The sequence below is a fragment of the Romboutsia weinsteinii genome (assembly GCF_002250835.2).
GTDB classification, from domain to species: Bacteria; Bacillota; Clostridia; order Peptostreptococcales; family Peptostreptococcaceae; genus Romboutsia_A; species Romboutsia_A weinsteinii.
This window is the reverse complement of sequence record NZ_NOJY02000009.1, coordinates 112,748-124,612: the sequence shown is the minus strand read 5'-3', so window position 1 is coordinate 124,612 and position 11,865 is coordinate 112,748. Positions and strand designations below refer to the sequence as shown.

The following is an 11,865-nucleotide window of genomic DNA, read 5'->3' as shown; positions in this document are numbered from 1 at the left end:
ATATATCTCCCTCTGACTTTATTTACCTAAACCTCATATAACTATTTTATTACTATAATTCATTTGTCTCAATCTCACAAATTTTTACTAATTCAAAATAAGCTATAAATTATATATATGATTTATAGCTTATTAATACTTCTTCTTTCCTTAGACATAGATTAACTCTACTATTTATTAGTTTATTTCAAATTCAGTACTATTCTTATCAACAAAACCGACCTGAACCTCACATGAAAATATACTCTTTATTATCTCAGCTAGCTCATCTCTTGCTGCAATTACATTATCATAGTTTTCCATAAAACCATCAATAGGGAAAAATATATTTTCGCTTTTATCAATAATTTTGCCTTGTTCACTCTGTCTCCAAATCCATCTTCTAGTTCTTATTCTATCTTCTACTGCATATGTTAGTTCTCCATCCAGTAATATTTCTAATTCATCTGATCCTAAAGGAATAAAAGTATCTCCTGACTTTGAGAATTTAACACTAATATCACCGTTTAAAGTTTCAATATCATGAGCTCCTAGTGGTAAAGTATACTTTAATGAAACTGTGTTCCCTATATCAACTATAGGATTTATGCTAGGTAACCCCTTACCTTTTGATACTCTCGTTAACATAGCTTCTATAGAGCTCATAAACTTATTTGGATTTATATCTAATTTTTTAAACGCTTCTCTATAATAAGAAATTTCCTTCAATTCCTTAATTTTAGTGTCTTTATACTTTTCTTCACATTCTCCAATAACCTTTATTAATGCTTCTTTGACTTCAATATTCTCTTTTGTGTTATCTATTCCTTTTGCTACTACTATCCCAAAACATACATTATCTAATTTTTCAAGAACCTCTTTTGATACACTAAATTTCATAACTATCCTCCAATGAATCTGTAATAAATATTTTCTTGAATCTACTTCAATTATTAAAATAATAATAAACATTCCAGTAACTGGAATGTCAATGTTTTTTTACTAATATTTGTATTTCAGTCACAAACTCCGATTCATTTCTTGTTAATCCATAATCAATTAATGTGATTTCTATAGGATCTTGTAAGACCTTATACCCTTTTTCATATATAATATCCAACAGCTTTTTATAATACAATTTAGAATCCACATGTGTACCATTAAATCTTATACATAAATATGTTCCTTTTTCTAGTACTTTCAAAAACTCCTTATTATATGCTTCTCCTTCAGTAAAAATAAAAGTAGAATTATATTCATCAAATACCTTATTTTTTAAATTTTCTTTTGAAATAGATACTCCTACTTTTCCTAAAAAAATTGATGAATTATTGTATGCTACATTTTCAAGTTTTCTAATAGATAATTCTAAGTCTTTAGTTGATTTTACTTTTTCTCTTAACATAACTACATGTCTATCTTGAAATTCGATTTCAGTAACAATATTTATTTTGCTATAATCTATAGCATTATTAAGTTGATTAATCCTATTTTGTATTTTTTGCTCAATAAGTTTAAGTTCCTTTATTTTGTCTTCTGTAATCTTTTTCTGAGCTTGGAATATACTCATAATATTATCAATACTTACATTTTCAAGGTGAGCTTTTATTTTGTTAAGTGGCATGGCTAATTCTTTTAAATACTTAATAGTATTTAATTGTTCAAACTGATCAACTGTATAATATCTATAATTATTTCTCTTATCAATATAATTTGGCTTAAATAAATCTATTTCATCATAGTATCTTAATGTTTTCTTATTTATATTAAATAACTCTGATATTTCTCCTATTGTAAATAATTCTTTCATGTTTATTTATTTAATAAAAATCTCTTATTATCTCCTTTCAAAAAGTTTAGATATAGCTTAATCATTAATACATTATAGTACATATTAATTACAAAATATACAAAACTATTGATAATTAAGAATAAATTTATTCTCTATATTTATGTTTTAAAATTATTATAAGTATAAGGAATTTAAATATTTTATCATAGTATAAAAATATGCTCCCTTAGTGTTAACAGCTTTATCATTTTAACTGCTAACCATAATAGGAGCATACAATACGATCTAATTTATTTAATTTAATATAATTCTATTTTGATGTGTCAAATCCCTATATAATATTACTGACAAATCTCTTCTAGGTTTCTCATACTTCCAAATTTCATGAATTTATCGTGCATAGATAATGCTTCACCAATTATATGAGGTGTATGCTTATATTTACTCTCACAAGCCCTATTAAAATATTCATATAATTCTTCTTTATAATCTGGATGAGCACAGTTTTCTATAATACATATTGCTCTTTCTTTTGGAGATAATCCCCTTAAGTCTGCCACTCCTTGTTCAGTAACAATAATCATAACATCATGTTCAGTATGGTCATGATGAGATACCATAGGAACAATACTAGAAATATGTCCACCTTTGGCTATTGATTCAGTTGTAAAGATAGTTAGATATCCATTTCTAGCAAAGTCTCCAGAGCCACCTATCCCATTCATCATTCTACTTCCCATAATATTTGTTGAATTTACGTTTCCATATATATCAACCTCTATTGCAGTATTTATTGCAATAATCCCTAATCTCCTTATAATCTCAGGGTTATTACTTATTTCTTGTGGTCTTAATATTAACTTATCTTTATATTTATTTATATTACTATAAAAATCTTTTAGTCTTGGTTGAGATATAGTTAAAGAAGTACCTGAGGCAAACTTAACCTTATCAGCATCTATTAAATCTAATACACTATCTTGGATAACTTCAGAATAAATAACTAAATCCTCAAAATCTGAATCTACCAAACCTCCTAAAATAGCATTTGCTACACTTCCTACACCAGATTGTAATGGTAGTAAGTTTTTTGGAAGTCTGCCATCTTTTACTTCTTGCTCTAAAAAATCAATAAGATTATCTGCCATCTTTTTAGATATATTATCAATTGGTGCAACAGGTCTTGTCTTATCAGTTATGTCAGTAAATACTATAGCCGCGATTTTATCTTTATCACATTGAATATAATTTGTACCTATTTTATCATCAACATTAACTAAAGGTATAGGTTTTCTAAATGGCGGTAACGCCATATTATATATATCATGCATTCCTTCTAATTCTACAGGCTGGGATGTATTTATTTCTACTATGACCTTGTCTGCACATTCAATAAATACATTTGAGTTCCCTACTGATGTAGATGGAATAATGTAGCCGTCTTCAGTTATAGCAATCGCCTCTATTAATGCTATATCCATCTTACCTAAAAATCCATACTTTATCCACTGTGGTGTGTGGCTTAAATGCATATCTGTATAATGTACTTCAGAATTATTTATTGCATTTCTACAAGAAGAGTCTGTTTGATATGGATATCTTCTATTCATAACGTTAGCCTCAGCTAATGCTTCATCTAATTCTGGTCCTACTGAAGCTCCTGTGATAATATTTAGTTTTAATTTTTCTCCATATTCAGCACGTTTTGCAATAGCAAGAGGTAAAGCCTTTGGATATCCAGAAGGAGTAAATCCACTAGCACCTACAGTCATTCCATCTTCAAATAACTTAGCAGCAATATCAGCTGTTACTACTTTATCTCTTAGTTCACTACATCTTAATCTCTTTTCATCCATTATGAGTCTCCCTATTATTAAGATAATTTTTCAATAAGTTTTTTTAATAGTCTAGCCATTGGCTCTACTGAATCAATTTCTAAATACTCTTTTTCATTATGACCATATCCTCCAATTGGTCCTATTGCATCAATAACTGGTGTTCCTACACTTGCTACAATATTACCATCAGATCCTCCACCTGCATCTGTCCAATGAACATTTATACCTTCCTCTTTACCTATTTCTTCTACTAACTTATGTAACTCTCTTCTTTTCTCAGTCATCTCCATAGGAGGTCTACTTAATCCACCACTAACTTTAACACTTACTCCATCAGTGTTGATATTATTTAATAATTCATTTATACATTTATCAATTCTATTTGCTTCATCTATCGTTTTAACTCTTACATCAACCTCACAGCTTGCACTTGGACAAACAACATTTGCAGAACTTCCTCCACTTACTACACCAACATTAACTGTTGTTTCTAAATCATAATTAGTTAATTCATGAAGTTTTAAAACCCAATGAGCTAATTCTTGAATCGCACTTTTACCTTCCTTGTGATTATTGCCTGCATGAGATGCAACTCCGCTAAAATCTATTTTATATTTCATTACACCTTTTCTACTTGCAACAAATGCACCATTAGCTCTTGCCGGCTCTAAAACTAAAGCATATTTACTATTTCGTCCAAGTTCTTCTAGCAGTTCTCTTGAATATATTGAGCTTATCTCTTCGTCACAATTAAAAGCTATACAAATTGATTTATCAATTTTATTATCTTCTATTACATCTTTAATAACATAGTAAACAGATAGAAGTGCAGATTTCATATCAATAACACCTGGACCGTATGCTATATTTTCTCTCATACTAAAAGGTCTTTCTTTAACCGTTCCTTCTCCAAACACAGTATCCATATGTCCTAATATAAGAATATCTATATCTTTTCCTTCTTTATTTCTAACTTCTAAACATGGTCCTGCATTATCATTTATATAGTGTTTCTTTACAATAAGACCAATATCTTCAAACTTTTTATAAAGTATATCACATACCTTTTCTACTCCATGAGGAGTTTTACTACCGCTATCTATATTTACTAATTCCTCTAACTCCCCTAGGTATTTCTCCATATTTATATTCATAAATTGTCCCCCTTAATAAAATCTATAAAAATAAGATAAAGTTACTTACAACAACTACTAATAATCCTATAACCATCGGTACTGCAGTACGCTTAATAACATCAAATGGCGATACCTCTGAAATACCAGAAACAGCTACTATTACAGCCGTTATTGGCGATATACTTCTTGCAATACCAGCTGTTAATTGCATAGGTAAAAGCATAGATACTGCAGGTATAGATAATTTAGTTGCTATATCTGGAACAAGTGCTGCAAATGCAAAAAACGGTGCATTACCTGAACCCATAATTATTGCACTAACTGCAATTATAAGAACCATAACTATAGTCATCATAACACTACCAAAACCTAGTGATTGTGCACTAGCAATAATAGTATCTATTGCACCTATTGACTTTAATCCATGAGCAAAAACCTCTCCTGCTACTATCAAAGTTACTACAGCTGCAAATTGAGCTCCCATACCATCAAAGAATATTTGTATACTTGCAAATACGCTTTTAACATCTCTTTTTCTAATTAATTCAAATATCAGTGCTATAAAAGTTGAGAAGAACATTGCTGTTACCACATCTAACTGAACACTTGAAAATACTAGTTCACTAAATAATAATATTAAAATAAGCGGAACTATTGGTAAAAGTGCATATATCTTAGGAACATCTAATTTTGTTCTATCATTTTCATTACCTATTTTAAATTCTGCAACATGACCTTCTTTTTTATCATAATTTCTTTGTACAAAAAAGTGAGCAATTGCAATGACAATTATAGTAACTATTGCAACAGGTATTTGGTAAGTTGTAAAGTAGATACTTGAACTCATTTGGGCTGTTTGTGATGCTAGTACCGCATTACCTGATGCTGGTCCTAGATCTAAGCAAGCTGAAGTACCAATCATAGCAGTTGCTGATAGCTTACTTACACCTAGCTTTATTAATATTGGATACATTGTAACCATCAGTAAAACCCCTAATCCTGATGCACTTGGTATAAATATATTTAGTATTTGACCTATTATATATCCCATAGCTAATACTAAATATGGTGACCTTATAAGCTTAAGTGGCTTAATTGCTATATTTACTAAAGCATCACTTGCACCGATTTTATCCATATATCTAGCAAATCCACCAACTGCCATTATAGCAAGCCCCATTCCTGCCGCTCTGCTTGAAAACGTTATCTTGATAAATTCAAGAATGTCAAACCAAGCAAATCCTGTAGTCTCCTCTGGAGAAACTATAACTCCTGTACCTAAAATTATGGCACACCCCATAAGAATCATACCTGCTAGTAGCAGTACTGTTTGCGCTTTATACTTTTTAACAATAAAGTATCCAGTTCCAATTGAAACTATAGCGGCTAAAATTAATCCTAACATGTTATCCCCCTTAGAAATTTCAGAATTTTATACCTTTTCAAATAAATCATAACACTGCTATAAAAACATAGTCAATTAAAATATGATATAAATTAAGAAAAAACTACTTTTATCTTTTATAAATAAATCTTTATACTTTAAAAGTCTTATTTTCAACACAAAATTCGATTTCTAACTTTCATTTATTGCTTATAAACTTTATTTTTCTTAATTATATAATAGTTAGTAACATAAAAAATCACCCTACTATAGTTAATTATAATAGGGTTTTCTTTTTAATTTTTCTATCCAATAAACCTGGGAACTCTACACTATTATCAAAACTGTCTGTATTTAAATTTTTCTAAAATAGTATATAGAAACTGTATATTAATTTACTAATCAATGAATTATCACAGTCGTTGTATCTGGTATATTATCATATATCCACTTAGCATTATCTGTTGCAAGTCTAATACATCCATGACTAAGTGCCTGACCCAATCTTCCATCTATCACATAACTTCCTGTTGAGTCATATAAAATTGAATGATAGTAATATCCACCTCTAATTCTTGTTGCATACTTAACAGAATACTCATCAGTTCCAAAGCCTGGTTTTCTACCACTAATAAAGAAAGTCCCTGTTATAGTTGGTGTTTGAGGTTTTCCTACAGTACAAGACCATTTATATAATTGAATCCAATTTCCATTATCTTCTTTAAATACATAAGTATATTTATTTTTAAGGTCGGTAATTAATAAATAATCACTCGTGCTTTTAATATTATTTTCATTTACAAATCTAGTCATGTCAGTATAAAAGTATTTGTAATTTAACTCGTCAGGTCTATTCCCATCATCTGATAAAAAGTAGTTAAAAACATATCCCATTTGGTCATTGTAAATTACCTTACTCCAATCGTTATCTGCTTGTAATACTTCAACTTGTGATTTAGCTGGAATTATTGTGATAATATTAGATGATATAGACTCATTTTCTCTTAAGTTCAAATTAGACCATGGATGTTTAGTAACAGACACATAGTCTTTATATACATATCCTTCCTTAGAGTCATAAATTACTTTAAGCCATTCATCATCAGCATCTATTACTTCTATTTTTGAGTATTTAGGTATTACAGTTATTATATTTGAAGTTGTAGATTTTTCTTCTCTCAGATTTAAATTTACTAAAGTATACTTGTATATAGGAATTCTATACCTTATAATAATACGTCTTTTCGGTCTCATATTATCCATCTCCTTGTATAATCCTTATACTAAGCTATGACTACTATTTTATAACTGTTCTTCTATTTTTTAAACTTAGTTATTACTAATAATAATGACTATAGACAAATCTTATCCAATCAAATTCTTCTTGTTATTTAAAACCCATCTCTCACAATCTATAACCTCATCTACAATATCCTTATAAAATTCCGGCTCATGGCATACTAACAGAATGCTTCCTTGATAATTTTTTAAAGCTTTTTTAAGAGCATATTTAGCATCAGCATCTAAGTGGTTAGTTGGCTCATCTAATATTAATATATTTGTTGGTCTATTAATTAACTTACACAATCTAATCTTAGCTTGTTCACCACCACTCAAAACATTTACCTTACTATCTATATGTTCCTGTGTTAATCCACACTTAGCTAACATACTTCTTATCTCAAATTTTGTACACTTATAAAACTCGTTCCAAACCTCTTCTAAAGATGTGTTGTTATTCTCTTTTTTTATTTCTTGTTCGAAGTAACCTATTGCTTGATTTTCTCCTATTTCTAAATTTCCACTGATAGGTTTCATAATCCCAATTAAACTTTTTAATAAAGTTGTTTTACCTATTCCATTTGAACCGATTATTGCAATTTTTTTACCTCTTTCCATAGTAAAATTTAAAGGCTTAGTAAGTGCTTTTTCATAACCAATTATTAAGTCTCTTGCTTCAAATAGTACTCTACCTGATGACTTTGCTTCCTTAAAATCAAAATATGGCTTAGGTATACTTTTTAAAACTTCAATACGTTCCATCTTATCAAGTCTTTTTTGTCTAGATTTTGCCATAGCACTTGTTGATGCTCTCGATATATTTTTTGCAACATATTCCTCTAACCTTGAAATTTCTTGTTGTTGCTTTACATAAGCAGCTCTTTGTTGGATTTTATTAGCTTCATATACTTTTAAAAAGTTTTTATGATCTCCAACATATCTTGTTATAGACTTATTTTCAATATGACATACTATGTTTACTACTTCATTTAAAAATTCTAAGTCATGTGATATTAATATAAATGCATTCTCATATACTTGTAAATATTTCTTCAGCCATTCAATATGTTCTATATCCAAATAGTTTGTTGGCTCATCTAATAATAGTATATCTGGTTTCTCTAAAAGCAATTTGGCTAGTAACACTTTTGTTCTTTGACCTCCACTTAGTTTTGATACATCTTTTTCAAGCCCAACTTCTCTAAGGCCTAAACCAAGAGCTACTGCCTCAATCTTTGAATCTATAGTATAAAATCCATTATTATCTAAAGTATCTTGCATTATAACACTTTTCTCTAATGCTTTATTTATCTCATATTCGTTCATATTGCATATATCATTATACAGACTATTTAGTTTTTCTTCTAATTCAAACCAATCTTTGAATGCTTCTTTTAATACATCTCTTATAGACATTCCTTCCTTTAGATGTGTATGCTGGTCCATATATCCTATACTTACTTTACTACTCCACTCTATCTTTCCACTGTCTTGTATTATCTTGTTAGTAATTAAATTCATGAAAGTTGATTTACCTTCACCATTTGCTCCTACAATCCCAATATGTTCGCCCTTTAACAATTTAAAAGATACATTATTGAAAATTATCCTATCCCCAAATCCATGGCTCATATTTTCAACTGTTAAAATACTCATTGTCCTTCCCTCTACTTTGCAATTATTCTGATATATAATAGTATTTATTTAATATCTTAATAAAATCATAACATTCAACCTAAGCTTATCTCAAGTTCACGAATTTTTCTGTAAGAAAGTTAACCTAATTCAAACTCTAGATATATTCATTCTAATGGTATTGTATATAAAAATAGGCACTCGATTATTTATTAATAACCAAGTACCTATATTCTAAACAACTTTCTTTTCCTGTCTTATTATTCTTCTGATACTATTTTCAGTAAGGAAGTAATTTTTAGTTAACTCTTTAGCTGAAACACCTTCATCATATCTTTTTAATATTTCAATATTTCTTTCCTTTAAATCTTTTTTAGTCTCAGTTCCTTCTCCCCAAGACTTTCTATTATTAGTTTTTCTAGGTATATATAAATATCCACCATCTATATATTCTTGAATTAATTCAATTATATTTTCTGGTAATAGATTTTGTGCTTTTTCATATTTCATAATATTCGCTCCTATCTACTTTTTGTTCGTAAATAATGAAGCAAAGACTGCACAAAACAACTTAACCGAATCCATTTTAGCCCGGCCCCGAACAAAGTTTAGTCCTGAATGTATTACAGTCTTTGCACGGAGCCAGAAGAAATAATTAACTCTATTCTATTTTTCATAAATATCTCTCCTTTATATTTTTTATATGTTAATTTAATATATCATATAAATTATAGCATCAAATAAAATCACTATTCAAGGTTATAAATAATTCTGTAATAATCTTAACTACTCTTATATTATCTTTAAAATAATCAAAATAAAAAGTTACCTAAAATGAATTTTCATTTTAGGTAACTTTTTATTTATACTCTTATATTTTCTGACTTATACTCTAGCTCTATACACTCTTCTTTTAAAGCTACATCGTCATAGCTCATAAGCTTAAGTGGTAAAGCAAGTAATACAGCTCCACCTACAATATTACCTAGAGTAACCCAAAGTAAATTTCTAAATACCAAATCTAGGGGCAATCCACCTAAAGCTAAATATGATACTGAAAATATTCCCATATTTGCTATGCTATGTTCAAATCCTGCTATTACAAATGCGAATATACACCAAAACATAATAGTAAGCTTTCCACCTTCAGTCTTCATCTTTATACTTGATAAGACTGCTATACAAACCATGAAGTTGCATAATACACCTCTTAGAAATAGCTCTAAGACAGGTAATTCAAGTTTAGCATATACAATATTTGACGTGTATTCTTGTAATAAACTTAAAGAAGCTCCACTTTTTACAAATATAAATGATAATATTACAGATCCTATAAAGTTTCCTATATAACTAAATATCCATACTCTGATAGCCATACTAAGTCTGCATCTTTTGTTATATACTCCAAGAGCCATCACTAAGTTATTACCAGTAAATAATTCTCCTCCAAGAAAGGCTATTAGCCCTAAGGCTAAAGAAAAAGTTGCAGCTACCATAACCCTTGATATTTCAGGTGACATATCATATAGTACGGCTCCTGTAGTATATGATAATATTATGGCTACTACTAAGTAAAGCCCAGCTACTATTGCTCTAGTCAAATATTTACTTGGATTTTTTTTTGATAATTTGTATTTGTCTTCTGCAATATTACAAATTATATCTATATCTTTAATGTACATATTTATCCCTCTTATATATTTACAGTCTCTAAGTATTTAACTTCAACTAATTCTCCAGTTTCAAATGACTCTTTAAATGCATATCCAGCTATTGTTGATAGCACACCATCCTCTACAGTAACATTTGGCTTTTTATTGTTAAGTACACAGTCAACAAATTCTTTTACTTCTTGTAAATATGCATCCTCAAATCTTTCTAAAAATCCTCCTGCACACTCTTTGTTTATTCCTCTATCATCAAATACTGTAACTAAGTTTTTGTCAGGAGTTGTTCCAATTCTTAGTGTTCCTTTTGTTCCTATTATTTCAGTTTCTATATGGTATCCATGAGCACAATTTCTTCCTGCTACAAATATACCCATAGTTCCATTTTTAAATTTAGCCATAGCAGCACCAGTTTCTGCATCATTTAATTCATTAAATTCAGGATACTCATATGCTCCACCTATAGCCCATACTTTATCTATTTCAGAGTCCATGTACCATCTAGCTAAATCTATATCATGTATAGCCATATCTAAAAATAGTCCTCCACTATAACTATTTTTAGCAAATTTTAAGAACCCTTCCATAGCAGGCGCTGGATCTAATCCGTAACATCTTATTAGCACTGGCTTTCCTATATGACCTTCTTCAATTTTTTTCTTAGCATATGCATAAGATCTATCGTATCTTCTCATAAATCCTAGCATAAAGATTTTATCATTATGACTATTTACAGCTTCCATAGCTTCTAGTGCATCTTCTAAGTAAAGTCCTAGTGGCTTTTCACTAAATACATGAAAACCTGCATCCAAAGCTTTTTTTATTTGTTCACAGTGATATCCTGATGGAGATGAAACAAATATTGCATCTAGATTCTTATTTTTAAGCATTTCATCATAATCAGTGTAACCATATTCTATTCCCCAAGAATTTTGAACTTCTTCTACTTCTCTTTCATCTATAGAGCACACAGCTATAAGCTTTGCATTGGGTATTTTAAAAGCGATATTTTCTGCATGGGCTCTTCCTAATCTTCCTAATCCAACAATACCGAACTTTACAATCTTTTTCATAAATATTCTCCTCCCATCTAACTATTTACTCTTACTATATTTTTTGTTATAATTTAATTCACACGTATTTTTATATTATT

The 11,865-nt window shown here is 29.3% G+C and carries 10 protein-coding genes; all 10 read right to left on the bottom strand.

Features of this window, described 5'->3' with window-relative positions; all coding sequences use genetic code 11:
- Positions 1-177: 177 nt before the first annotated feature.
- The gene (locus tag CHL78_RS07250; RefSeq protein WP_094367755.1) at positions 178-879 is read right to left on the bottom strand and encodes a B3/B4 domain-containing protein; all 702 of its coding nucleotides are present in this window, start codon (positions 877-879) and stop codon (positions 178-180) included.
- 88 nt (positions 880-967) lie between these two features.
- Entirely contained in the window at positions 968-1,789 is an 822-nt protein-coding gene (locus CHL78_RS07245) for a MerR family transcriptional regulator (RefSeq protein ID WP_094367756.1), read from the bottom strand.
- Between the two features lie 323 nt (positions 1,790-2,112).
- A complete protein-coding gene (locus CHL78_RS07240; RefSeq protein WP_094367757.1) occupies positions 2,113-3,627 on the bottom strand; it encodes an acetyl-CoA hydrolase/transferase family protein in 1,515 nt (504 codons plus the stop codon).
- Positions 3,628-3,644: 17 nt separating this feature from the next.
- Entirely contained in the window at positions 3,645-4,763 is a 1,119-nt protein-coding gene (locus CHL78_RS07235) for a M20 family metallopeptidase (protein ID WP_094367758.1), read from the bottom strand.
- Positions 4,764-4,785: 22 nt separating this feature from the next.
- Positions 4,786-6,150, bottom strand: coding sequence for a C4-dicarboxylate transporter DcuC (dcuC, locus tag CHL78_RS07230; RefSeq protein WP_094367759.1), 1,365 nt, complete (start codon positions 6,148-6,150; stop codon positions 4,786-4,788).
- Positions 6,151-6,531: 381 nt separating this feature from the next.
- Complete coding sequence (locus tag CHL78_RS07225) at positions 6,532-7,383, bottom strand: L,D-transpeptidase family protein (RefSeq protein ID WP_094367760.1); 852 nt, start codon at positions 7,381-7,383, stop codon at positions 6,532-6,534.
- A gap of 111 nt (positions 7,384-7,494) precedes the next feature.
- Positions 7,495-9,066, bottom strand: a complete 1,572-nt coding sequence (locus CHL78_RS07220; RefSeq protein ID WP_094367761.1) for an ABC-F family ATP-binding cassette domain-containing protein — start codon at positions 9,064-9,066, stop codon at positions 7,495-7,497.
- A gap of 213 nt (positions 9,067-9,279) precedes the next feature.
- The gene (locus CHL78_RS07215; RefSeq protein WP_094367762.1) at positions 9,280-9,555 is read right to left on the bottom strand and encodes a CD3324 family protein; all 276 of its coding nucleotides are present in this window, start codon (positions 9,553-9,555) and stop codon (positions 9,280-9,282) included.
- Between the two features lie 353 nt (positions 9,556-9,908).
- Positions 9,909-10,727 (bottom strand): formate/nitrite transporter family protein, encoded by an 819-nt coding sequence (locus CHL78_RS07210; RefSeq protein WP_094367763.1) that lies wholly within the window; start codon positions 10,725-10,727, stop codon positions 9,909-9,911.
- 11 nt (positions 10,728-10,738) lie between these two features.
- On the bottom strand, positions 10,739-11,785 hold the full coding sequence (locus CHL78_RS07205; RefSeq protein ID WP_094367764.1) for a Gfo/Idh/MocA family oxidoreductase: 1,047 nt from the start codon (positions 11,783-11,785) through the stop codon (positions 10,739-10,741).
- Between the last annotated feature and the right edge of the window lie 80 nt (positions 11,786-11,865).

What these genes read in the sequence shown, in the direction of transcription:
- CHL78_RS07250 (WP_094367755.1), bottom strand. Translation starts at nt 879, where the DNA reads ATGAAATTTAGTGTATCAAAAGAGGTTCTTGAAAAATTAGATAATGTA.
- CHL78_RS07245 (WP_094367756.1), bottom strand. Translation starts at nt 1,789, where the DNA reads ATGAAAGAATTATTTACAATAGGAGAAATATCAGAGTTATTTAATATA.
- CHL78_RS07240 (WP_094367757.1), bottom strand. Translation starts at nt 3,627, where the DNA reads ATGGATGAAAAGAGATTAAGATGTAGTGAACTAAGAGATAAAGTAGTA.
- CHL78_RS07235 (WP_094367758.1), bottom strand. Translation starts at nt 4,763, where the DNA reads ATGAATATAAATATGGAGAAATACCTAGGGGAGTTAGAGGAATTAGTA.
- dcuC (WP_094367759.1), bottom strand. Translation starts at nt 6,150, where the DNA reads ATGTTAGGATTAATTTTAGCCGCTATAGTTTCAATTGGAACTGGATAC.
- CHL78_RS07225 (WP_094367760.1), bottom strand. Translation starts at nt 7,383, where the DNA reads ATGAGACCGAAAAGACGTATTATTATAAGGTATAGAATTCCTATATAC.
- CHL78_RS07220 (WP_094367761.1), bottom strand. Translation starts at nt 9,066, where the DNA reads ATGAGTATTTTAACAGTTGAAAATATGAGCCATGGATTTGGGGATAGG.
- CHL78_RS07215 (WP_094367762.1), bottom strand. Translation starts at nt 9,555, where the DNA reads ATGAAATATGAAAAAGCACAAAATCTATTACCAGAAAATATAATTGAA.
- CHL78_RS07210 (WP_094367763.1), bottom strand. Translation starts at nt 10,727, where the DNA reads ATGTACATTAAAGATATAGATATAATTTGTAATATTGCAGAAGACAAA.
- CHL78_RS07205 (WP_094367764.1), bottom strand. Translation starts at nt 11,785, where the DNA reads ATGAAAAAGATTGTAAAGTTCGGTATTGTTGGATTAGGAAGATTAGGA.